Here is a 24,968-nt window from a genome sequence, read left to right on the forward strand (position 1 = left end):
TCTCCCTTACCCTTTCAAATGAATTTTAATAGTAGTACTCATGCCTGGTGCAATGGCGAGTCCTTGATTGTCTTCGATCGCAATTTTGATCGGGATGCGCTGCGTTACCTTGGTAAAGTTGCCGCTCGTATTGGTGGCAGGCAGCAGGGAAAAGGTCGACGCCGTCGCTTCACCGATTTCCGTTACTTTCCCGCTCAGCATAGAGCCAGGGAACGTATCCACCGTGAAATCAACAACCTGACCGACCTTCACCCGGTTAATATCGACCTCTTCAATGTTGGCCGAAATGTACAATTTGTTCTTGTCTACGATCATGGCAATGGTCTGTCCGGGGGACACCACTTCGCCTGCGCGCGCCATCGTTTTGATTACCGTTCCGTTGATAGGCGCACGCAATGCCGCTTGATCGAGACTGCTAGTAGCCAAATTGGTATTGTCCTGCTGGCCTACGATTTGATCCGACAAGACGGTATCGCCTTCGGCAATCGCAAGAGAGGTAAGCTTGGCGGATATTCTCGGCATGACGCGGTAAATATCGCCAGTTATTCTGGAATCCTCCGTCTTGATAAAATAATGCGCTTGATACCAGTAGGAATACCCCCCGCCGATAGCGGCAACCAAAGCTACGGCCAGGATGGTATACAATACCTGTTTCCTCTTCATGGTTTCTCCTCAACCTTCTTCTCTAAATAATTGGTCAGCAGCTCTAATGAACGGATGATATTGTCCAGCTCCTCAGGACTTAAATCCGCCAATAAATTTTCGTAAAAGCTTTCCTGGAAAAAATGCAGTTTCTCTCTTTCCGCCTCGATTTTGCTTGTTCGCTTGATCCAAACAATGCGGCGGTCCGTTTCATCGCGAACCCGCTCAAGCCATCCGTCCCGTTCCAAGCGGTCGATGATGCCCGATACCGTACTGTAAGACAGCTGCGTGCACTCCGAAATTTGGCCGATAGTCTTACGTTCGAAATATACTTGCCCGATCGTCGCAATTTGCGGAGTCGTCAGACCGATCTCCTTTAAGTCTTTCCCCATCATTGTATTGAAAATTTTCGTCAATTTTCGTATAGAATTGCCAATTTGCAAAGCTCTGCTCATGGTAGTCAACCCCCTGAAATTATTTCGTAGGCGAAATATTTTACAAAAAATATACCACACCAGGGTTGGTTGAACAAGGTAAATACTAGGCAGAACCGGCTAATTGAGGCATCCGGCTGCTGTCAAACATACGGCCTGTGAGGAGTTTTCCGGACATTCGTCCTGCTTTCGCCGTGCCGGGTTCTATATGTATGCAGCCTCCTTTCGGCAAAATTACTTTAAACCGCGAACTATTTCGCATAAGAAATATTTCTTTACGAAATAATAACATGATTGAATTATTTTGAAAAGAACTATTTTCACAACAATTATTACGGAAAAACGACACTTAATGGACACTTATTCATCGCGAAAAAGGTCGATACCTCAACAAAAAGAAGCCGCTCCGGAAGAGCGGCTTTCCCTTAAGACTATGCCTTGGCGCCTATAGCAATCCAGTTTACGACTCCTTGCAGCTCCGGTGTGCGCTGATTACGAATAACTTGTATGATGGCACCGTCTTTGAATTTTTCCCGAATCACCGGATAACAGGAGCGCTGACTCGCCGTAGCGACCATGACATAGTTTTCGTCTACGAATGGTTCGTCGAATTCCACGATCATTTCCACCATTTCCTCGTTCAAGCGAATTTGGAACAAGGAGAGCCCGAATTGCTGGGTCACATTTTGTTTCACGGTCTGAACTGGCTGGAACGACAGCTGACGAGGCGTTACCGAGCCGTCGGCAATATGCTCCGTCCGAACGGATTCCCGCTGAAGATGCTCGCTGCCGACGGATTCGGCTGTCAATGAAGCAGCCTGCGGTTCAATCTTTTCCGGCTCTACAGCCTGAATATTTTGAAGCTCCGGTTCTGCATCCGGAGTTTCATGAATTTCCGGTACCTCGACTTGAGGTTCATGAAGCTCAAGCACCGCGGCTGGAGATTCCGTGCTTTCCACCGCCGCAGGCAGGACATTGCTCTGTTGAACTGGTGTTAGCTGGGACGAAATGGCGGAGCTAATCTTCTCCATCAATCCCGTTTCCAAGTGAAGCAAGGAGATGCTTCCAGGCAGCAGATGGTAGCCGGATATCGATTCCTGCTTAATGTGAAGACCGTCGATGGAGTCGTTGCTCAAATGCTCCATCCTGACCGCGCCCGGCGCCAGCTTCGATCCTGTCACCGAGCCGTCCTGCAGCTTCGCGGTGCCGATCGCATCCGAGACGATATGCCGCCCCTCTATAGCCCCGCTGGCGATTTTCGTTGCCGTCACGGCCAGCTCCTGCAGCTTCGAAGTACCGATGGCCTCCAGCGCCAGATGTCGGCTCTCCACCGAACCGGCCGCCAGCTTCGCACCGTTTACCGCCGATTCCTGCAAGTGCCCGGTACCGATCGATTCTGCCGACACATGACGGCTTTCCACCGCAGCATCCGTAATATGACCGGCGTAGACAGAGCCTCCCGACAGCTTAACGCTCGTTACCGCGCCGTCCTGCAGGTGCCCGGTGCCGATCGATTCCTCTACTACGTGGCGGCTTTCCACCGCAGCATCCGTAATATGACCGGCATATACGGAGCCTCCCGACAGCTTAACGCTCGTTACCGAATCGTCCTGCAGGTGCCCGGTGCCGATCGATTCCTCTGCTACGTGTCGGCCTTCCACCGCAGCATCCGTAATATGACCGGCGTACACGGCTCCTCCCGACAGCTTAACGCTCGTTACCGCTCCGTCCTGCAGGTGCCCGGTGCCGATTGTTTCTTCTGCCACGTGGCGGCTTTCCACTGCCGCATCTGTTATATGGCCGGTGTATACGGCGCCTTCTGACAGCTTCGCGCTCGTTACCGTTCCATCCTTCAGGTGTCCGGTACCGATCGATTCTTCCGCTATGTGGCGGCTTTCCACTGCCGCATCTGTTATATGGCCGGCGTATACGGCGCCTTCCGACAGCTTCGCGTTCGTTACCGTTCCATCCTTCAGGTGTCCGGTACCGATCGATTCTTCCGCTATGTGGCGGCTTTCCACTGCGCCGTCTGTCACATGGCCGGCGTACACGGAGCCCGCCGAGAGCTTCGCGCTGGTCACCGTTCCATCCTTCAGGTGTCCGGTGCCGATCGATTCTTCCGCTATGTGGCGGCTTTCCACCGCGCCGTCTGTCACATGGTCGGCGTATACGGAGCCCGCCGACAGCTTAACGCTCGTCACCGCTCCAGCCTTCAGGTGTCCGGTGCCGATCGATTCCTCTGCTATGTGGCGGCTTTCCACCGCGCCGTCTGTCACATGGTCGGCGTACACGGAGCCCGCCGACAGCTTAACGCTCGTCACCGCTCCATCCTTCAGGTGTCCGGTGCCGATCGATTCCTCTGCTACGTGGCGGCTTTCCACCGCGCCGTCCGTCACATGGTCGGCGTACACGGAGCCCGCCGACAGCTTCGCGCTGGTCACCGTTCCATTCTGCAGGTGTCCGGTGCCGATCGACCCCTCTGCTACGTGGCGGCTTTCCACTGCTGCATCCGTAATATGTCCGGCGTACACAGAGCCTCCCGACAACTTAGTGCTCGTCACCGCTTCATCCTGAAGCTGCTCGGTGCTTACGGCGTTTGCCGTCAGATGCTCCGTCGCAACAGAGTCAGGCGCCAGCTTCGTTCTTGTTACCGAAGCATCCTGCAGATGCTCCTTCGCTACCGCATCGCTGCCGAGCTCACGGCTGCCTACGGCTCCGGCCGCAAGGTGCCGCGCTTCGATTGTATCCGCGGCCAGCTTTGCTCCCGTCACCGATGCGTCTACCAGCTTCTCTGTGGTTACCGCGCCGACGGACAGCTGTTCACTGCCTACCGCTCCGGCCGCGATATGCGCCGAGTCTACCGAGCCGTTCGCCAGCTTCGCTCCCGTCACCGACTGATCGCGCAGCTGCTCCGTTCCGATAACTCCGGAAACTAAATGCTCGGTATGCACGGAACCGTGAGCCAGCTTATCTCCGGTTACCGCTTCATCCTGCAGCTTTGCGGTGCCGACCGCCTCTGCCGCCAGATGACGGTTCTCTACGACGCCTAGAGCAAGATGCTCCCCGCTTACCGAATCCTGAGCCAGTTTGCCGCCGCTAACCGCCCGGTCCTTCAGCTGCCCCGTACCGACTGCATCTGCCTTCAGATGGGCCGTATCCACTGCGAATTTCGCCAGCTTCTCGCCGGTGACCGCTCCGTCCTGAAGTTCAGCCTTGCCGATAGCATCCGGAGCTACATGAGCGTGAGTGACTACATGCTCAGCCAATGCATGGCTGCCAACCGCTCCATCAGCAATGTGCGCCGATTGTACAGAGCCGTTCGACAGCTTGGCGGCCGTTACGGCTCCATCCTGCAATTGGTCCGTACCTACGGCCCCTGCCGTGATTTGCTTGCTGCTGACGGCCCCCTCGACCAGATGGATGCTGTCAATGACTCCGCGCGCCAGCTTCGCTCCCGTAACGGATTGCTCTTGCAGCTGAGCGGTGCCGACGGAACGAGCCGAGAGATGCTTCGTCAAGATGGAATCCCACGCCAGCTTCGAGCCTTTGATCGATTCATCCTGCAAATGAGCTGCAGTTATCGCTCCTTCTTCCAGCTGAACGCTGCCGACTGAGCCTTCCGCCAGATGCAGCGACTGCACCGATCCCTTCGCCAGCTTCGCGGCTGTTACCGAATCGTCCTGCAGATGCTCCGTGCCTACGGATTTTTCACCTAGCTGACCCGTGCCGACCGACCGCTCTGCCAGATGCACCGACTTCACGGCGCCATTTGCCAGCTTCGCTCCCGTAACGGCTTGATCCTGCAGCTGCTTCATCCCGACAACCGTATCCGCCAGGTGCTCCGTCGTGACGGCTCCAGGCGCGAGCTTCGCTCCCGTAACGGCCTGCTCTTGCAGCTGGTTGGTGCCGACCGTGGCATCTGCAAGATGCCTTGCTTCCACAGCGCCAAGGGCGAGCTTCGATGCGGTGACCGACTTCTCTTGCAGCTGAGGCGTGCCGACCGTGCCGCTGGACAAATGAACGGCTTCCACCGATTTGTGAGCCAGCTTCGATGCGGTAATCGATTGATCCTTCAGCTGCTCCGTACCGACAATTCCGGCTGACAGGTGTGCCGCCTCTACCGCTCCGGCAGCGAGCTTCGATGCCGTAACGGAGTTCTCCTGCAGCTTGGTGCTGCCGACCGCACCGGGTGCAATATGCTGCTCCCCGACCGAATCCGGCGCCAGCTTCGATGCCGTTACCGATTGTTCCTGCAAATGATCCGCACCGATGGCGCTCTTGCTCAGCTGTTCGGAGCCGACGCTGCCCTTGCTCAAATGCGCGGTTTCGACCGAGCCCTGCGCGATCTTCGAGGCCGTTATCGACTGATCCTGGAGATGAACGTTACCCGTGGATCCCGGAGCCAGATGGGACGATTTGACGATCCCGGCGGCCAAATGCTCGCTCAGCACCGCCTGGTCGGCCAGCTTCTCCGACGTCACCGACCGGTCCGCCAGCTTCTCTCGAGTAACCGCCTCCGCCGCCAGATGGGGCGGCTTGATGGCCGCTTTGGCTACATGCGGCGACTGTACCGCTCCTACAGCCAGATGGTCTCCCTGAACCGCTTCCCGTCCGAGCTTTTCACTGGTAATGCTGGCATGAGCAATCTTGGCGGTTGTGATCGACAGGTTCGACAATTTATCGGTCGATACCGATTCGCTCGCGAGCTTGGAGGTCGTTACGCTTTGGTTCGCCAGCTGCGTGCTTAATACGGCACCTTCCTGAATGTGTTGATGCTGGATGGAACCGAAGGCAATCTTTTCACCCGTCACGGAGCGATCCTGAAGCTTGGAGGTAATGACCGATTCCTCCTGCAGATGCTCCTTGCCTACCGTATGCGGTCCGATATGGGAGGACTGAACCGCTTTTTCCGACAGGTGTCCTCCATTTACGGAGCCTGCAGCCAGATGGTCGGAGGTAATGGATTTTTTGGCTATTTTACCCGAGGTTATGGACATATCCGTCAGCTTGGCAGTAGTTACGGAGCCGTCTCCGAGCTGGAACGTGCCCACGCTTTGCTCCGCCAGCTTGCTTGAGGTTACCGCGCCTTCCGTCAGATGACGGTTCTCCACGCTTCTCGCCTGCAAATGTTTGGCTTCCAGTGCCGAATCCTGAATATGCGATCCGGTAATAGAATGCTTCGCCAGCTTCTCGGACTGAATGGAGCCATCCTGCAGATGCTCTCCACCGACGGATTCCCAAGCCAGATGATCTGCGGTGATTTGACTGGCCGCGATATTGCGGCTGCGAATGATTTCCTCCGCCAAATGCTCATGCAATACGACATTGGACTTAATATGCTCCGAAGAAACGCTCCACGGAGCCAGCTTTTCTACCGTCACCGCATGATTGCTAAGCTTCTCCGAACCGATTTCTCCATCCGCTATTTTGATAGAGGTAATGGAGTGGTCTCTCAATTTCTCCGTCGTGACGGACAAATCGGCGAGCTTTGCCGTGTTGATTACATAGTTCGCCAGATTATTGGTCAGAATCGCACCGCTCTTGATTTTCTCGGATGTAATGGATTGATTCAAGATCAGCTCGCCCGTAATCGCTTCTTCAGCCAAATGCTTCGTATGGATGGATCCTTCGGCGATTTTCATCGCGTCGATCGTTTTGTCGGCCAGCTTCTCGGACGTAATGCTGTTGTCCTGCAGCTTGTCGCCGCTGATCGCCCTCTCCTGAATTTTTTCGCCGGAGATGGCGTGTGGAGCGATATGCTCTTCGGTAACCGAGCGAACGCCCAGCTTTTGCTGCGTTACGCTGCGATCCTCCAGCTTCGATGAACTCACAGCATAGTCAGCCAGCTGATCCCGTCCGATAGCTCCACGCTTGACTTGACTTCCGTTGATCGAGTTGCGTGCAATCTTTTCCTCTGTAACCGATTCGTTTGCAAGATCATCCGTATAAACAACCGGCGCTCCTGCCGCAGTTTGTTTGCGTTCCTGAACCATGGATTGCACTTTGCTAGATTTGGGGGGCACCAGCTTCAGATCCTTAGCCCGCTCCTTCAGCTCCGCTTTTTTGGGAGCCGGCTTGACTGCCTCCTTCTTGACTGGGACTTCCTCATCAACGATCACCATATCCCCGCTCGAGATATTGTCAAGCGAATCCTCCATCGATTCCGCTTGCAGCTCCTCCAGCACCAGGTGACTGATCGTAGCGTCAGTTACCTCTTCTTTACGGGGGCGGACCGGTTTATCGGACTGAACGTCATCAAGCCACTTTAACTCGTTAAAAGTGCCGCTTCGCTTGCCGCCGAGCGGAGTTATTTTGGCGACATTACGGCCGCTTCGCTTCTTCATCCTGCACTTCCTCCCGTGATGGTGGTTCACATGTTGTACCTTTTTACAATAGACTAAAGCCACCATAAAGTAGTCTTTTGTAACATATGCATTCACCCAGAAGGAAGTCATTGCCTAGAGCGAAAATAGGCGCTAACCCAATCAAATTTCAAATCAGGCGGGCCATTGTCACAGGATTCGGCACAACAGTCCAAGTGACAAGCGGTACGCAGCGGCTGGCGCCGGCTGACGTCATTTTAATCTTCTGAGCGCTTCCAGAGCAGCTTCCCTATCGTCAAAATCAAAGCGTTGTCCCCTCACGAGCTGATAAGCTTCATGACCCTTACCTGCAATCACGACGACATCGTCTTCGCGCGCGATGCTTATGGCCCTATGAATAGCCTCCTTACGGTCGGCGATCATCTCATAATGTGCGGCTGGAAACTGCGATTGCTCCAGTCCCGTACATATATCCTTAATAATGGCATCCGGATGCTCATACCTCGGATTGTCGGAGGTAAGGATGATGCGGTCGCTATACCGCGCAGCAATACTGCCCATCTGCGGCCGTTTGTCCCGATCTCTGTCACCGCCGCAGCCGAATACGGTAATAACCTGCCCGCGGACAAACGCCGTGACCGCCTTCAAGGCTTCCTCGAGGCCGTCCGGAGTGTGCGCGTAATCTATAAGCACCGTAAAATTTTGCCCCGCCTCCAAGCGTTCCATCCTTCCCTTCACCGGCTTCATGGCACACAAGCTCCCGGCAATGACAGCGAGGGGAAGCTGCTCGATCAAAGCGACGGCAATAGCGGCGAGCGCATTGTATACATTGAACAGCCCTACCAGAGGGATGTGGACTTCCATTTCCTCTTCCCGGTAAACAACGGTAAAGTCCGAGCCTTCGTCGGTTAACCGGATATGCTTTGCCATCACATCGGCATTGTTGCCGATTCCGTAGGTTATCGGCTGTGCGGCCGTCAGTCCGGCGAAATAGCCGGATGCGGCATCATCCGCATTCAATACGGCGAACGTTTTGTCGGCTGAGGCGGCATTGCCTAAACGTGAGAACAACAATCCCTTGGCCTCCCGGTAAGCCTCCATCGTACCGTGATAATCCAAATGATCCTGCGTCAGGTTCGTGAATACAGCGGTACGAAACTGCGTGCCGATGACTCTTCCCATATGAAGCCCCTGCGAGGTGACCTCCATCACGCAGTAATCGGTCTGCTTGTCGGCCATGGCAAGCAAGTTGCGCTGCAAATCCGGTGGTTCCTGCGTATTGTTGGCGAACTGCTTCTCTTCTTCTCCGATTCTTGTGGCGATGTTCCCCATCAATCCGGTCCTGAAACCACGATGCTTTAAAATGTGCTCAATCAAATGGCTAGTCGTCGTTTTACCGTTCGTCCCCGTCACACCGATGACTTTTAAGCAGTTCGAAGGATAGCCGTAGTAGAGTGCCGCCATTGTGGCTAGAGCATATCTGGCGTCGTTCACGAACACCCTCGGCACCCTCGGATCCGCTTGCACTTCTCTTTCCACAACCAGTGCCGCCGCGCCCCGCTTTACCGCGTCCTCCGCATAATCATGGCGATCCTCCAAGATTCCGGCTATCCCGGGGATGCACACAAACAGCTCCCCCGGCTTAATAAGCCTCGAATCCATCTGAATGCCGGTTATCGCAATCTCGCCGTCTCCTTCGATCCGTGCGTGGTGCAATCGGGCAGCCAAATCTTTCAATAACATCGCATCGTCCTCCTCGCGGGTTCTGATTACCATCTTAATCCAATATGCAAATGGTTTGCCGAAAATGACGCGCTTGTTATCAAGATATCAGAATAACGGCTTGGCTTTTTAACAAAACAAAATAACCCCGCACAAAAGAGGAGCTTTGGCAATCAGATATTGAGCAGGAGCCCCGATTATGCAAAAAAAGCCGTCCGATTCTATCGAACGACTTGATTCCTATCTACCAGCACCAAAGGATCACTTTAATAAAAAAATGCGGTTCCCATCAGCGCGGAAACGGACAACACGACGAGCGGGTGCAGACGATACTTGGCGATCCCTACGACCGCAAAGATAAAGATAATGACGACCGCAAGCGTATGGCCATTGAGGCCGAGCAAAGGCTGTCCGTTAATCCCGACCCGATACGCTGCAAAAATAACCATGGCGGCAACCATCGGCTTCAAGCCGTATAATACAGCCTGCATTATGCCGCCCTGACCTTTTTTATAAAGAAACATCGCAAGAGCTATAATAATAAGAAACGATGGCAAAATCATACCTAATATGGAAGCAATGGCACCTGTAATCCCCGCCGTCTTGAATCCTACCAGAACCGCGCTGTTCGTCGCAATCGGTCCAGGAGACATACCGGCTAACGAAACCGCGTCGGCGAAGCTGTCCGGTGTCATCCACTGGTTGCCGATCACTTCATGCTCGATGACGGACAGGATAGCATATCCGCCGCCGAACGATACAAGTCCAATTTTGAAAAAAGTCCAAAACAATGCCAATAAAATCAAGGACAACCCCTCCCCTCATGCTCTGTCATATGCCGTCCCCCCAAATATATTGACCCGGAGCAACGGCTGCCGGTATCGGTTTGTCGGTTGAATTCTGCTTCGCCGCAGCTGTCAATACGCTTCCCATCCTGTGCTTCCACTTGTATACGGCGACTCCTGCGGACGTTCCTATCAGCAGCAGAACCGCCGGATGCAGTCCTGAGAACAACAGCGCCGCCAACGACGCGATCAGCAATAGAAGCGTCATCTTGTCGGAAACCGCAGATTTCATCATCCGCCAGCCGGATACGGCAATGAAAGCAACGACTGCCGCATGGATACCTTCGAAAGCAGCCGTCACCTTCTTCGCATCCTGGACCGCCGTATAACCAATCGTTAATAGGAGCATAATAATAAAGGTAGGCAAAGAAATGCCTATTACGGCAGATATCGCCCCTTTCCAGCCTGCAAGCCGATAGCCGATCATGGTGGCTGCGTTCACGCCGATTCCACCCGGTGCCGAGCCGGCCAAGGATAAGGCGCCGCTCATTTCTTCCGAATCCATCCAGCCTCGCTGCTCTACAATTTCCTTCTCGATAACTGGTATCATCGCGTAGCCGCCACCGAACGTTATCGGACTGATCTTGCAAAAAGACCAAAATATTTCCCACAGCAAAGACGCTTTCCCGCCATCTCTCTTGTTCATGCTGCAGCATCCCCCTGTCCGCTCTTTTATGTACCCCCATTATAGCTTACTTATTATCTTTTTGGAATAAACTCTAGCATAAATCTTTTTTATTTCAATGTTAAAGAGTGCTTATGCACATAAAAAGGGCCAAACGGCCCCTTAGTATAGCGGAATACTATGAATTAAAATTTCACTTTAATTCATTTTAGTTTTTTCTTGCTTTTACTTTTTTTAGGAGATTGCTCCAATAGCTTCAATAGACGATGGGCTGTCCAGTCCCACGTAAAATGCTCACGGACTCTTTTCAAGCTCTCCTGACCGAATCGCTGCGCCAGCCCCTCTTGCGTCAAAATATCGTGAATCCTTTGCGGCAGCTCCCTGTTTACGATCGACGAATCGATCAGAAAGCCCGTCATTTCATGCTCGATAATTTCCATCATCCCTCCGGCGCGGGTAGCCACTACAGGGACACCTGACGCCATCGCTTCCACATTGACAAGACCGAATGCTTCCTTCTGATTGGAGGGCACTACAAGCACGTCGGCCAAGTGGAACCACCTTGAAATTTCCGTATGCGGAACGTAAGGGATAAACCGGACGTGCTGCGGCATTTGGGAACCCAGCTCCCATAAATACTTGACATAAGGTGTCGCCCGGTTCGAGCCGTACGTTGAGCTTCCCACAACGAGCAGCACCGCCTCCGGAATGCGCTCCACAATTTGCGGCATCGCTAGCAGCAAGTTATGCACACCCTTGATTTTAATCAGCCTGCCGACATACAGGATAATTTTTTTGCCGGCCAGACCCATTTGGTGAAGCGTCATTTGCCGTTGATGCTCGCTTTCCTCCGTCCAGCGGGATGTAAAGCCTTCCGTATCGACCCCCAGATGGTTCACGACCATTTTGTGCATCATGCGGGGAGCTTTACGAATCATTTCCTCTCTCAAAAAATGGCTGTTCACAATGATGCGATCAGCGGCGGCAAGACACGACCGAAGCTCGGAAGCCCGAATATGCGGCCTGGATACGAAGGTAAGCGAATGCAAAACAAGCCACAAGCTTGCCTTGGGATGCCTGCGGCGCAAGTAACGGATGAACCGGGGACGATTTTCCACCTGAATGACTTGGGGCCGGTAAGCGGCGAGCTTGCGGCTAACCCGTTTCATATAAGAACGCGGAGTCACTGCCCGTACCCTCACATACCGGACACCATCCAAATCCTCCACGGAAGGCCGGTCCTTTTCCTTTTTGCCGAACACGACAGGAGTTGCATCACGAGCCAATCGCTTGGCCACCTGTTCTATTACTAGCTCGACCGAGCTGCTGGTAGCCGAAGGAACGGCGTAGGAACCTGGCGACACAATGGCAATTACAGGTCGTTTCATAAGGGCGCCCCCTCTGCGAGATGATTCCTTTATGCATGCAGTGTATTCACTTGTCTGCACACGGGGAACGTCCAACAGACAACTTCTCCCGCCCCTTTCCAGGCAACCTTATGTTCTAATACGGACAGGCGTCACAAGGATCAATCAATGCCCACCACACCTGTCCATACGCTATGGACAATACTCACATATGATGTGCTTAGAAATGCTAACCGTGTCCAGCTTTGTAGGAAGGAGTGAAAATCGTGCAGCATTCATATGTGGGCATCCTCGTAAACGACAAATTGTATAACAGCATTCCTGTGGGGGATACGAAGTATGAAGCCATTGATTTTTACGTGGAGGCAGGCAGGAGATATGGAGTGACTCCGTGTTTCTTTCGCATCCATGACGTTCGTTCTGCAAATCCATGGATCAAGGCATACGTCAAGCAAGATGACCGCTTTGTTCTAACTCGCGTCCCGCTGCCAGTCGTCATCCATAACCGGGCCCTCTATCACGGCCGCAAAAAGTTTAGGGAGCTTGGCTCATGGGCCGACGGCGGCACACTGTTCTTCAATCAATGGAACCGGTACAGCAAGCTGCAGACCCAGCATATTCTCTTGAACGAAACATCCTTGAAGCCTCACTTGCCCGAAACGTTCACAGCGACCTCACGGCATATCGACATGATGATGAAGCAGTATGACAAGCTTATTATTAAACCGGACCAAAGCGGTGTAGGACGGGGAATCATGCTGCTCGAGCGAAACGGAGACAACTGGAAGCTGACGTTTCCGGCAAGCTTGAGCGTACACAATCGACGCTGGAAGCAGATGGAGTTTAAAGGAAACCGGATCCCTTCCTTATTAACGCGATGGCTGCGCAAAAAGAAATTCATCGTTCAGCAAAGGCTTCCTCTTGCCACTTTCCAGGGGAGACCGTTCGATATGAGAGTGTCCGTCCAGCGCGACGGATCGGGAGAATGGCAGGTGACCGGGCTAGTCGCCAAGGTGGCGCCGCACAATCGTTTTTTGACCAATGTGGCGCAAGGAGGCTCTTTACAGCAGCTTCAGGACATATTAGCCCAAGAATATCCGCAGCTGCAGCAGCAGGACGTCTTTCAAGCGATACACGAATTCTCGCTCAAAATCGCCCGGATCTTGGGATCCAGCCTGCCGCACATGGCGGATCTCGGCCTAGATATTGGCATTACGAAGGACGGCGTTCCGCTATTCATCGAATGCAACGGCAAAGACCAGCGGTATGCCTTCCGCGAGGCAGGGATGACGGAGGAATGGAAAGCTTCTTACTACAACCCGATCGCTTATTCCAAATATTTGCTGGACCAGCGAAAGCAATAAAGAGCGGCTCGTATCGGGCCGCCCTCTTGTTTTTCAACGACAACATCAGGAGCTAATGGTCTCCGTTGTAACGGAAGCAGCTCACCGTATGATCGTTCACCATCCCCGTAGCTTGCATGAAAGCATAGCAGATCGTCGTACCGACGAATTTGAAGCCGCGCTTGCGTAAATCCTTGCTCATCGCATCGGATTGCGGCGTGCTGGCAGGGACATCCTTCAGCGACTCCCGATGATGTACGAGCGGAGCCCCTCCGACAAATTGCCATATGTAAGCATCAAAGCTGCCAAATTCCTTTTGCACGCTCAAAAAAGCTTTCGCATTCGTAATCGTCGACTGCACCTTCAGACGATTGCGGATAATCCCCTCGTTCGACAGCAGCTCCGCTACCTTGGCATCATCGTACGCAGCCACCTTTTCCGGGTCGAAGCGATCGAACGCCTCGCGGTACGCTTCACGCTTTTTCAGCACCGTATACCAGCTCAAGCCCGCTTGCGCCCCTTCGAGGATCAGCATCTCGAACAGCTTTTGGTCATCGTGAACCGGGACGCCCCACTCTTCGTCATGATATTGTTGGTACAACGGATCTTCATTGACCCAGCCGCATCTGGATTTTTCCATGATTATTCCCCTCTTTCTGTGAGACGTCACATCATCCCACCTATTGTAACACAGGGATAGGACAAGTTCTGTCACATACATATACAAGGAGAATTATCGAACATTTGTTCCCGTTTGTCAATAACGGGGACTACCGCTCACGACAGCTTCATCATAAATGTCCAGGGCCGCTTGCACGGCTTTGCCGGTATGGACGTTTACTTGATGGCGAAGCAGCACCGCCTCGAGAGCTCCCAGCAGATGAAGCACATTTCTCTTGTTGCAGCTGAACCCCATCGTTCCGATTCTCCATATTTTCCCTTTCAGTGGCCCGAAGGAGCTGGCTATTTCGATTCCGAACTGCTCCAGCAGCATCATCCGCACCGAATCCCCATCCACTCCGGCAGGAATCCGGATGCAAGTAACAACGGTCATTTTGCAATCCGGTGAACCGTACAGCTGCAGCCCCATAGCCTGAAGTCCTCCGACCAAGGCTTGCTCATGGAGCTTATGGCGGGCAAAACGCGCCTCCAGCCCCTCCTCCAGCACGAGCCGTACCCCTTCGCGCAGTGCATACAGCATCGAAGTCGCCTCTGTATGATGATTCAGTCTGGCAGGGCTCCAATAGTCCTGCAGCATGCTCAAGTCAAAATAGTTGCTGCGGATGGTTTGTGCCGGCATCCCATCTAGGGCGGCGCTTTTATCGCTTAGCCCGCGCTCGATTTTTTTCCTGCGCAGCACTTTGGCCTCGATCCTGTCGTTATAGGTGATGGGCGACATGCCTGCGGGGATGGACAAACATTTCTGCGTGCCTCCGATAACCGCATCCAGCATCCATTCATCCGTCCTCACTTCTACACCGCCGATGGTGGCGACCGCGTCGACGATCAACAAGCTGCCCTGCTCCCGGCAGGCGCGACCGATGTCCGCAAGAGGCTGGATGCGTCCGGTAGAGGTTTCTCCGTGGACGATAGCCACGATGTCCGGCTTTTCGCGCTGCATTGCATCTATGACTTCTTCAGACTCGAACACGTATCCCCATTCCTTCTCGATAGCGACGACCCGGGCTCCGCAGCGCTCTGCGATTTCCCACAAAAGATATCCGAACCGCCCGTACACCGGTATGAGCACCTTGTCTCCCGGCTCGATAACGCTTGTCATGACCGCTTCGATCCCGCTTCGGGAGGTACCGTCGATAGGATAAGCCCACCGGTTGTTCGTTCGGAACAGGCTTCGCAGCATTTCCATCGTTTCGTTCATCAGCCCGGTAAACTCCGGATCGAACTGCCCGAGAATCGGGAACGACATGGCGCGAAGCACGCGTGGATCTACTTCTACCGGCCCCGGTGTCATTATGGTTCGAAGAGATGGGGCTAAATCGTTGTACCGCTTCATACGACCCCTCCTTTATACGCTTCTGCATAACCCAGCTGATACAGCATCCTGCCGAGTACATATACCCCTCTACCCAAGTCATCGGGCGAAGTGTACTCCAATGGCGAATGACTGATCCCGCCCCGGCTCGGAACGAAAACCATAGCGGTGGGGCACATGCGCTGGAACACCTGGGCGTCGTGGCCCGCCCCGCTGACCATTCGCTTATAGGATAAACGATGCTCACGGCATATCGTTTCCGTCAAATCCGTCAACGCCGGGTGCATCGGCGCCGGCTTCACATCCATCCATAGCGAATGAGCCATCGCCACCCCGTTGTAATCGGCTATCTCCTTGAATTCGCTTATCATTCGGGAGCAAAAATCACCCAGCACATTCTCATCATCATGCCTCACATCTACAGTAAACGCCGCTTTCCCCGGGATGACATTGGGTACGTTCGGCTCCAGCTCAAGCCGGCCCACCGTTGCAACAAGGGGAGCTCCATGAAGCGTCGCCGATTGGCGAACGGCGCGTATCATCTCTGCCGCTGCTGCAAGCGCGTCTTTCCGCATTCGCATAGGCGTCGTACCGGCATGGTTTGCTTCCCCGGTTATCTGGATGGCAAATCGTTTTTGGCCGACGATGGCTTCCACTATACCAATGGATGTGCTCTCGCGCTCCAGCACGATCCCCTGCTCGATATGAAGCTCGACAAACAGCGCAATATCGCTGCGCCTGCAGTCCTTTTGCTCCGGCTTCCCGAAGCCGGCCGACTTCATTGCCTGCCGGAACTCTATGCCGGTGCTGTCTCTCATGCCCTCAATATGCCCTTCGTGATACAGCCCCGCTATGCTCCCCGATCCCCAGTAGGTCATCGGAAAACGGCTGCCCTCTTCTTCAGCCAGCGCTATAACCTCTATGCTGCGCCGTGGTTTGCCGAATCGTCGCTGCAAATGTTCCACGGCTAGGAGAGCAGCTATAATGCCGTAGGCACCGTCATAGCGGCCGCCGGAGGCGACCGTATCGATATGCGAGCCCGTCATAATGGCAGGCGCATCACAATCCTCGCCTTCCAGCCTGCCGAACAGGTTGCCCGCACGATCGAAGCTGACAGCGAAGCCGGCCCGCTTCATTCGCTCAGCCAAAGCGAGCTGGGCTTCGGCCCAGCTGTCGGAATACAGCAGCCGGGTAACACCTCCTTGCGGATCGGCGCCATAGCCAGACAGCCAATTCAGCAGCTGCTCGGCCTCCCGGCCGAAGCTGGCGGCTAGCTCCGCTGCTCCTTCACCCGGCAGCTCGCTCCATGTTTCCATATGTGTATGCCTCCCTGCATTTTGTCATGTCCGGCTGCATGTCAACAATCTGCAGCGATTGCCCCTTCGGCCGTAGCCGTCTTACGTACTGCAGCAGGCTTAATCCACTGTCCGTGCCTTTTCGGACCCAGTCCTTCCTCAAGCGAATATACACGTTCCCCGCGACTGAATGTCGTGACGACCCGGCAGTCGAACGTTCTGCCCACGTAGGGACTCTGTCGATGCCGGGAGTACAGATGAGCCGCTTCGAGCGTATAGCTCTCATCCATCTTAACGATCGCGAGATCGGCATCAGCCCCGATGGCGATTTCGCCCTTGCGCGGATGCAACCCGAACCTTCGCGCAGGCTGATAAGACAGCATTCGCGCCAATACCGGCAGCTCTATACCGCGCTTCAAGTGCCCTTCGTGGAGCATCAGCTCGAGCGTGCTTTGCGCTCCGCTAATGCCTCCCCATGCGCTGAAAAAGCAGCCGTCGCCAGCTGCCTTCAGCTCCGGAGGGCAAGGCGAATGATCCGATGCGATGATGTCGATCCTTCCTGCACGCAGCGCCGCCCATAGGCGCTCTTGCTCGTCGGCGCTGCGCAGCGGAGGCGCGCATTTGGACACCGGGCCGAGCGACTCCATGTCTTCCTCGGTCAGGGTCAAATAATGCGGGCACGTCTCCGCCGTAACGTTCAGCCCGACCTGCTTCGCACGGTCGATCAGCTCAATGGCCGCCTCGCTGCTTATATGCACAAAGTGCAGCGAGCAGCCGGTGTGACGGGCATACAACAATGCCCGATTGACCGCCTCCAGCTCCGCAATAATCGGGCGGGTTGCCGCATAATCGCGGGCGGTGCGCCTGCCCTCGCGCATGGCTTTGGCCGCGAGCGTCGAGGTAAGAGAGTCGCTCTCGGCATGGAGCGCCAAAATCCCGTTCATGGCGGCAATCCGCTTCATGCCTTCATATAACGCGAGGTCGTCAACCTCGCGGAATATATCGTCCCCTTGGCCGCCGGGGTCCGAGAGAAACGCCTTGAAGCCGATAGCTCCCATAGCGGTGAGCGGCTCCAACTGGTCCCGGTTCCCGGGCACGAGTCCTCCCCATATCGCGTAGTCCACATAAGATTGCCCCCGCGCAGCCTCCAGCTTCTGCTCAAAAGCCGCAGCCGTCACCGTAGGCGGCCTGCCGTTTAGCGGCATATCCACATACGTAGTCGTCCCTCCTGCGGCCAGCGCCGCCGATCCTGAAGCGAAGCCCTCCCAGCTTCCGAGGCCAGGTTCATTGAAATGAACATGAACATCCACCACTCCCGGAAACACATAGCAGCCAGAGGCATCGACGGTTTTCATCGATGCCTCCCCACGGGCCTCCAGACGTTCGCCGAGCCCGGCGATACGCCCGTCGCGAATGCCAATATCCAGTTGGCGAGCCTCATCGCGCAGCACGACTATTCCGTTTCGAATTACGGTATCGAACGTTTCCGGCATATCGGAAGCCCCTCTCCGAAAAAAATTGATCATTTATGCGTTACAGAGTGCGCTCGATCGAGTTCCATGCTTGCAACACGTTATAGCACCATTCTCGCGACCGTCACCGCTTATCGGCGATCCGTAACGCGGTTTTTCCGTGTTACAGAGTGCGCTCGCTCATTTTCCCTGCCCGTAAAGCGGTTTTTCCGCTTTACAGCTCCCTTCTCGCGACCGTGTCCGCTTATTGGCGACCTGTAACACGGTATTTCCATGTTACAGAGTACGCTCGCACATTTCCCCAGTCCGTAACGCGGATTTTCCGCCTTACAGACTCATACTCGCGACCGTCACCGCTTATCGGCGATCCGTAACACGGTTTTTCCGTGTTACAGAGTGCGCTCAACCGGTTTCCCTGCACGTAACGCGAATTTTCCGCGTTACAGCTCCCTTCTCACGACCGTCACCGCTTATCAGCGATCCGTAACACGGTTTTTCCGTGTTACAGAGTACGCTCGCACATTTCCCCAGTCCGTAACGCGGTTTTTCCGCGTTACAGCACCACTCTCGCGACCGTCACCGCTTATCGGCGATCCGTAACACGGTTTTTCCGTATTACAGAGTGCGCTCGCGCATTTTCCCTGTACGTAACGCGGTTTTTCCGCTTTACAGCTTCCTTCTCGCGACCGTCACCGCTTATCGACGATCCGTAACACGGTTTTTCCGTGTTACAGAGATCACTCGCACATTTTCCCTGCACATAACGCGGATTTCCCGCGTTACAGCTTCCTTCTCGCGACCATCACCGCGTACCTACCGCCCGACTAGCCTCAACTCCCCCGGTAGGTGCTGTACCCCCCGGGCGATACCAGCAGCGGAACATGGTAGCTTCCGCCCTCATCGCCGACACAGAAGCGGATAGGCACCCGATTCAGGAACGGCACCCCGCCGCCGGCCATTCTCGCCCCGGATTCTCCCGCCGTGCCCTGGAAGTAATCCGCAACGAAGAACACAAGCTCGTATTCGCCTGCCTTCAGGTCGGCACCCTCCAGCAACGGACGCCCCGTCCGGCCGTCCGAATTGGTTACGCTGCAGCCGAGTAGCGTTCTTGCCTCCGCTTCGCCGATTCGATACAGCGCCACTTCGATTCCGGCCGCCGGCCGGCCGCACGACAAGTCCAGCACGTGCGTCGATATTTTACCCTCCATAAGCATCAGCCCTCGCTTTGCACCAGTGTCTTATCACCGCTGCGAGCCGCCGCCAAATCCTCCTGCGTCATCGAAAACCCTTGGAAGCCGTAAGGAGGCCGCGGTTCCGTATACACTCTTCCTTCCGAGCCCGGGACGTGCTCGACGACCGTTTCCCACGTCCGGTTGTTCGATTCGAACTGGACCTCAGCAAGTTGCGGAAAGCGCTCCAAAATCCGCAAGCCGATATAATAGATCAGATTTTGAATCGACGGGCTGTTTTTCTCATGAAACATGGTATGGGCAATATCCCTGATTTGCTCGGCGGGCACATATTTTCCCGAATCCGTGGACAACGAATCTTCTACATCGGAATATTTCCAGTGAATGTCGAGATAGATGAACAACGGACGGTCATAAGTTTCCGGCAGTGTCGTATATTCATCCCGGACAAAGTTCGCAAAGCCGCTGCCCTTCACTTTGATCAGCTGCAGATCCGCCAGACCGCAGCGGTGACTTACTATATCCGCTTCTCCGTCTTCGGAGCGGACGATTTCGAGCGTAGCCGTCGGGTGGTCGTTGTGCGAATATCGGTACACGAGTCCGCTATCCGTCAAACCGCTCGCACCAGGCACCTGCAAGCCCAGGAATGGAATCCGGTCTCCGGTCAGTATGATCCCGGTCATCTGCGGATACGTCTCAAGAAAACGCCGGCTGACGAATTCCAGGAACCCTTCCGTCGTATCGCCGTCAAATTCCGCCGCATGGCGAAGGATAAAATTTTTCATCGAGTCGGTCGCCACGACCTTCGTATTGTCGCCTTCGGTAAAGGAAGCCAAGAACTGCTCCCCCTGCACTGCAATCTTAATGTTGTGGGCAAAAATCACATTATCGTCACCGGTAAAGGCCGACTCCGGTATTTTCGCAATCCCCTTCATTGGTTCCCCGAATGTTCTGTAGACCAGCACATCACCTTTGCCGTAATACATTACTCGCTCTTTGCTCATCTTATTCCCCCGCCTCTCCCGACTCTATAATATCTTCCAAGCGCAAACGCGCGATTTTGGCCACTTCCGACAATGCCCTCCCGAATTCATCCGTCTTTTCATGCGTCACCCGCTCACGGATCGCCGACAATATCTCCTCCTTGCCAAGCCCTCTGACCGCAACGATAAAAGGAAACCCGAAGCGGGTAACATACGCCTCGTTCAATGCGGTCATTTCGTCGAATTCCCCCGGCGACAGCCGGTCCAAACCGGCTCCCCGCTGCTCCTTTTGCGAAGCATCGGTCAGCTTCATTCGCCCCGCCAAATCCGGATGCGCCCGGAGAAGCGACAGCCTTTCCCCTTCCGAAGCCTCCTCAACCTGCCGCACCATCAGCAGGTGCAAATGACTGAGCGAGCGGAAAGGCTTATCCGCCCAAGCCCGCTCGGCCACCCATGGCGAATGCTCGAACACCCATCCGATAGATTCGACGAACTGCTGCTTGCTCATTTTGCTGAGTTGATGGACCGTAAACTTCATGCCGCGTATCCGCCTCCTTTTTTGAGTCCCAATCCCAGGCCGTACCGATTTTGCCCCTTAGTATCTTTATGTTATTTTTCATTACACAAAAACTGATAAACATTAGTTAATGAAATATTTATGTTATGTTATATGACACAATTATATGCATGCTCTCGAAAAGGTGTCAACCACTTCATTTCGACAAGCAGTACATTGTCCTAGCGAATACAGGTTTTTATTCTAATTCTTGTATTACATCGCACTCGAATTGTATTTGATCTATCGAAATATCAATGTAATGTTACATGACATAAATTCAGTTTAGAATAGGGTTATAAATCTGCCTAATCTGAATCAAACCGATCAAGAAATTGTCCGCTTCCTGCACGAAAGCGGAAAAATGTCTTATTCCAGAAACGGCGAGGAGCTGAATTCATCTCGAGCCGCGATTCAAAAAGGATACAAAAAAGAGTAGAAGCTTTTGATGGAGGCAGGTATCTCACAGAACTTCACCATTCGTTTGAACAGTGTGAAATTGCACGCTTTGTTGAAAAACGACGCCGGAGCATTTCTATTCAAAAAATTTACGTCATGGGAAGGCGTCGTCAATGGAGAGACCCCTAAGGTAACCAAGCACTTAAAGGCACGGGTATCGGACTGTAACCCCTCTCGGATCGGAACTTCCTGGCAGCACTGAATTTAGCAGACTCCTTACCCAAGCAGCACGGCTTCAATAACAGCAAAAGGCTGTCGCCTCAAGCAGATGAACCTGCTCAAAGTGACAGCCTCTTTCCCGTGCCCGCTCCTGCGAACAGCGCGTAGTCCGGGTTAAATCATGGATTTATAACGAAACGCCGAGAAATCCTCTCGTTAATTGAAAATCAATATTGCCTTGCCGATAAAGCCGCGGAGTATAGCTGTGCTCCAAGACCTGCTTGCAGCTCTCCAAAATCTGCTCGTTCCAGGCGGACGGAGCCCCGGTTAACAGCAGATCCAAGTCGTCTGCATAAGCTTCCTGCATGGCCGGCTCCGACGCAACTTGCAGCATGGGCACGAACGGATGCGTCTGCATCGGCCGGCGATGAACCAGCGCAATGATCAATTCTACCCCCGTTGCCGCCAAGCCCGTCACCGTCTCCACCCAATGCTCGGTCGGGGTTTCCATAATGTGGAACCCGCTGCTGTCGGAATGTTCCCCGTAAGCCAAGGACGGCTTAACATCGGATGAAGCCAATACAGTGTCCCGGTACGCAGCCATTGTAAGAAGTCCGCTGTTCTCCGGTACGACCACCATACCGCCGGCGCCGGCAATCCATTGGGTCAATATGCCGAGCTGCTCACCGGCAGCCTCTCCAACCGGACCATCGCTCATGATTCCGATGCGCAGCCCTTCCAGACCGGTCTGCTCCATCAACGTTGGCCCAGCTGCCGACAGCTGATCGGCAAACCACGCCTCCACCTTGCGCGACACCTTTTCAATGCCGCCGTCCAGTTGTATGCTGGCATAGCCCAGCCGGCTCGGGTCAATCCCCATCTCCTCCATCCGGTGGCGCATGTAGTCATTATGCGTTTTCTCGCATCCATGCTCCAGAAGCAGACATTGCCTGACCAGCGGGTGGGTGACGTAGCCGATCATGGTGCGGGAAAACAACTGCTCCGCCTGCCCGCCTGAATTACCGCAGCCTTCCGTATGAGCCAAAGCTACAAAGCGCGAGAGATGCTCTGGTTGGCCGAGCCCCTTTTTGTTCATCTGCGATGCGATCATTTTGGCCACCTGCCCGGCACACAGACTGGTCGGCACGATTAACCCGATCCGGTCGCTGGCCCGATGATCTTCGAAGCGGTTGAAGGTGAAGCTGATCGGAGGGGCAGCTTCGGCTGCGTCCGTGCGAATCGCAATGGGCTCCCCGGTCGGCTGAGGGGCATGAAGCAAGGAATCCAGCCGGCTTGCATCGGTTTGCCGCCAGTTACGCCAAATTTGTACCTGCGCATGGCCGGCCTTCTCGCCTACACTGCGCTGACCTGAGGCAACCTGCACCATCCGTTCAAAGGTGTCCTTGCCCAGCTCATCCATGGACACGCCTTCCTGATAGCGCCCCGCATTGATATCCATATCATTGGCAAGCAGCTGGAAGCGCTGCGTCGTCGTAACGACCTTGATCGTCGGCACAAAAGGAAAGTTCGTCACCGAGCCGTTGCCCGTCGTGAAGAAAATGAGATTGCAGCCCGATGCCACCTGTCCGGCAATGCTCTCGAGGTCGTTACCCGGGCTATCCATAAAGTAAAAGCCGGATTCCTTCATAAGAGCGCTATAATCAATGGCGTAGTCAAGGACGGTAGCCGGGTCTTTCTTTTGTGCGGCGCCGATGGACTTAAGATAAATGTTATAAAGACCGCGATATTTGTTGCCTCCGGACGGATTTCCTTCCGCGTTGGCGCCGTGCCAAGCCGTCCGCTCTTTGAATTGCTCGATCAGCTTTAAAAAAGTGCGCGCGGTTTCCGCATCGCGAACCTTTTGCAAAATATACGTCTCGGCACCGATCAATTCATCGGTTTCGCACAGGTTGGCGCTTCCGCCGAAGCGTACAAGCTCCTGCGCAACCCAGCCTAGAAGCGGATTGGCCGAAATGCCGGAGAAGGCATCGGAGCCGCCGCAATTGAGCGCAATTTTGAGATGGCTGACCGATTCAGGGGTCCGTTCGACGGCGTTGACCGTCGGCAGCCAATTGCGAACAACAGCTTCACCCCTATCCAGCTGCTCTTCAAAACCGCCTTGAATGGTCAAGAACCGGTGCAGCACCTCATCCAATGGATAATTGTGCGCGCGCAGATACGACTCCACCATCCCATTGTTGATGGATCCCATGCCGTCATCGACTATCAGCACGGCGCCCACGTTAGGGTTGACGATAAATCCGGCCAGTGTGCGCAGCAGCATCTCCAGATTATTGGGCCGATCCGTAGCTCCCTCGGTATGCGCCACGGGGACAATTCCATCCACCTGGGGATATGGCTTCAGATCGTTCTGAAGACGGGCGGCGAGTTGGGTCACATAGCTCCCCGTACGCGAGGTTGTGCCCAATAGCACAACGTTGTTGCGGGTACCGACTCCGCGAGCCTGACTGCGCCGATAGCCTAAGAATGTACGCGTATCCGGATAATCGGGCAATCTCGTGGCCGGCTGAAATTTCGCTTCGTCCAGAGCAAAGGCCGGAACTTGATCGATAAAATTAGGCGCCGCCGGCAACGTAAAATCGGGCGAACGCCCGTGAAGCGCCTCCAGAACGTCATTATTGATCACATAATTGCCTGGATGTATCGGCTGAATCGCTTCTCCAAACGGCAGTTCCCAGGACAATAAAGCCTCCCCCGGCGCAATGGCCTGCACGGCAAAGCGGTGGCCCTCCAAAACGGTATAATCCAAGGTCAACGTTTGATCATGACAGGAAATGACGGTGCCGGCATCCAGCCTGCGAGTGGCAACGGCAACATTATCTCCTGGCAAAGGAAGCCTGGCGACTTCGTCAAAACGGTAAGAAACGCTCATAAATTTCTAGCTCCTTATTGGATGATTTGAAAGAGTTATTTACAAACCCGTTGTATCCGTGTGCATGCTGTGTAAAAGCTTCCGCCGAGTTGTTGAATACGCTTACGGTACTAACCGCCCGTATGGGCAGCGGATCGTTCTACTCTTGTCCGGCAATAAGCTGCCTGTATGCTTCCGCAGTGAGCAGTGGATCCAGAGCTTGATCCGTATCGCCGTCCACCTCGACTTCGACAATCCACCCGGCCTCGTAAGGCTCGCTGTTAACCAGCTCCGGCGAATCCAGCAAACCTTCGTTCACTGCCGTTACCGTCCCCGCAACCGGACTGAACAGATCGGACACCGTCTTAACGGATTCGATCGTTCCCATGGGCGCATGCGCCTCCAGTCTGGCTCCGACCTTCGGCAGCTCTACGAACACAATATCCCCAAGCTGCTGCTGTGCGAAGTCGGTAATGCCGATTCGGACCACCGCCGCTTGTCTCTTTTCAGCCCACTCATGCTCTTCCGTATAACGCAAACCTGCTCTTACTTCGCTCATCGTCAACACCCACCCGTTTCATCAAAATGTTCAAGCTTTTTGACGTTTCGTTGGAACTCGTTCCCAAAGACCAAAAAAAGGACAGGAAAAGGCAGCTTGCCTTGTTCTCTGTCCTGGGTACCTGAGAGT

At 54.4% G+C, this 24,968-nt stretch carries 17 protein-coding genes; 1 reads left to right on the forward strand and 16 read right to left on the reverse strand.

All coding sequences use genetic code 11. The annotated features are described in order from the left end of the window. Nucleotides 1-6: 6 nt before the first annotated feature. The 7 genes from ACFQ88_RS16330 to ACFQ88_RS16360 all read right to left on the reverse strand — a co-directional run bounded on the left by ACFQ88_RS16330 (nucleotide 7) and on the right by ACFQ88_RS16360 (nucleotide 11,979). Entirely contained in the window at nucleotides 7-663 is a 657-nt protein-coding gene (locus ACFQ88_RS16330) for an HlyD family secretion protein (protein ID WP_379454795.1), read from the reverse strand. After that, on the reverse strand, nucleotides 660-1,097 hold the full coding sequence (locus tag ACFQ88_RS16335) for a MarR family winged helix-turn-helix transcriptional regulator (protein WP_239627847.1): 438 nt from the start codon (nucleotides 1,095-1,097) through the stop codon (nucleotides 660-662). Before ACFQ88_RS16335 ends, ACFQ88_RS16330 begins: the two co-directional genes overlap by 4 nt. Nucleotides 1,098-1,507: 410 nt before the next feature. Continuing rightward, a complete protein-coding gene (locus tag ACFQ88_RS16340) occupies nucleotides 1,508-7,420 on the reverse strand; it encodes a WIAG-tail domain (RefSeq protein ID WP_379454796.1) in 5,913 nt (1,970 codons plus the stop codon). A gap of 231 nt (nucleotides 7,421-7,651) precedes the next feature. Next, nucleotides 7,652-9,142, reverse strand: a complete 1,491-nt coding sequence (locus tag ACFQ88_RS16345; RefSeq protein WP_379454797.1) for a UDP-N-acetylmuramoyl-L-alanyl-D-glutamate--2,6-diaminopimelate ligase — start codon at nucleotides 9,140-9,142, stop codon at nucleotides 7,652-7,654. Between the two features lie 245 nt (nucleotides 9,143-9,387). Beyond that, nucleotides 9,388-9,927 carry a chromate transporter gene (locus ACFQ88_RS16350; RefSeq protein WP_239627853.1) on the reverse strand — a complete coding sequence of 180 codons (540 nt, stop codon included), beginning with the start codon at nucleotides 9,925-9,927 and terminating at the stop codon, nucleotides 9,388-9,390. Nucleotides 9,928-9,952: 25 nt separating this feature from the next. Further along, a complete protein-coding gene (locus ACFQ88_RS16355) occupies nucleotides 9,953-10,612 on the reverse strand; it encodes a chromate transporter (RefSeq protein ID WP_379454798.1) in 660 nt (219 codons plus the stop codon). A gap of 182 nt (nucleotides 10,613-10,794) precedes the next feature. Further along, entirely contained in the window at nucleotides 10,795-11,979 is a 1,185-nt protein-coding gene (locus ACFQ88_RS16360) for a glycosyltransferase family 4 protein (RefSeq protein ID WP_379454799.1), read from the reverse strand. Nucleotides 11,980-12,224: 245 nt separating this feature from the next. Between ACFQ88_RS16360 and ACFQ88_RS16365 the strand changes: the two genes are divergently transcribed. After that, a complete protein-coding gene (locus tag ACFQ88_RS16365; protein ID WP_379454800.1) occupies nucleotides 12,225-13,322 on the forward strand; it encodes a YheC/YheD family endospore coat-associated protein in 1,098 nt (365 codons plus the stop codon). A 52-nt stretch (nucleotides 13,323-13,374) separates the two neighbouring features. Here ACFQ88_RS16365 and ACFQ88_RS16370 read toward each other — a convergent pair whose 3' ends face one another. From ACFQ88_RS16370 to gcvH, 9 genes are all read right to left on the reverse strand, one after another. Beyond that, nucleotides 13,375-13,941: a DNA-3-methyladenine glycosylase I gene (locus ACFQ88_RS16370; RefSeq protein WP_379454801.1), complete on the reverse strand. Its 567-nt coding sequence runs from the start codon at nucleotides 13,939-13,941 to the stop codon at nucleotides 13,375-13,377. A gap of 117 nt (nucleotides 13,942-14,058) precedes the next feature. Continuing rightward, nucleotides 14,059-15,315: a pyridoxal-phosphate-dependent aminotransferase family protein gene (locus ACFQ88_RS16375; protein WP_379454802.1), complete on the reverse strand. Its 1,257-nt coding sequence runs from the start codon at nucleotides 15,313-15,315 to the stop codon at nucleotides 14,059-14,061. Further along, entirely contained in the window at nucleotides 15,312-16,610 is a 1,299-nt protein-coding gene (gene allC, locus ACFQ88_RS16380; RefSeq protein ID WP_379454803.1) for an allantoate deiminase, read from the reverse strand. The genes ACFQ88_RS16375 and allC overlap by 4 nt, the downstream gene beginning before the upstream one ends. Before the next feature lie 41 nt (nucleotides 16,611-16,651). Next, complete coding sequence (locus ACFQ88_RS16385; protein WP_379454804.1) at nucleotides 16,652-18,082, reverse strand: allantoinase; 1,431 nt, start codon at nucleotides 18,080-18,082, stop codon at nucleotides 16,652-16,654. An 809-nt stretch (nucleotides 18,083-18,891) separates the two neighbouring features. Then, entirely contained in the window at nucleotides 18,892-19,269 is a 378-nt protein-coding gene (uraH, locus tag ACFQ88_RS16390; RefSeq protein ID WP_379454805.1) for a hydroxyisourate hydrolase, read from the reverse strand. Between the two features lie 5 nt (nucleotides 19,270-19,274). Next, complete coding sequence (gene pucL / locus ACFQ88_RS16395) at nucleotides 19,275-20,255, reverse strand: factor-independent urate hydroxylase (RefSeq protein ID WP_379454806.1); 981 nt, start codon at nucleotides 20,253-20,255, stop codon at nucleotides 19,275-19,277. A 1-nt stretch (nucleotide 20,256) separates the two neighbouring features. Then, nucleotides 20,257-20,772: a 2-oxo-4-hydroxy-4-carboxy-5-ureidoimidazoline decarboxylase gene (gene uraD, locus ACFQ88_RS16400; protein WP_379454807.1), complete on the reverse strand. Its 516-nt coding sequence runs from the start codon at nucleotides 20,770-20,772 to the stop codon at nucleotides 20,257-20,259. Nucleotides 20,773-21,595: 823 nt separating this feature from the next. Next, a complete protein-coding gene (locus ACFQ88_RS16405) occupies nucleotides 21,596-24,301 on the reverse strand; it encodes a UxaA family hydrolase (protein WP_379454808.1) in 2,706 nt (901 codons plus the stop codon). 139 nt (nucleotides 24,302-24,440) lie between these two features. After that, nucleotides 24,441-24,839: a glycine cleavage system protein GcvH gene (gcvH, locus tag ACFQ88_RS16410; protein WP_239627880.1), complete on the reverse strand. Its 399-nt coding sequence runs from the start codon at nucleotides 24,837-24,839 to the stop codon at nucleotides 24,441-24,443. Between the last annotated feature and the right edge of the window lie 129 nt (nucleotides 24,840-24,968).

The sequence above is a fragment of the Paenibacillus sp. NPDC056579 genome, assembly GCF_042793215.1.
Taxonomy (GTDB): domain Bacteria; phylum Bacillota; class Bacilli; order Paenibacillales; family NBRC-103111; genus Paenibacillus_S.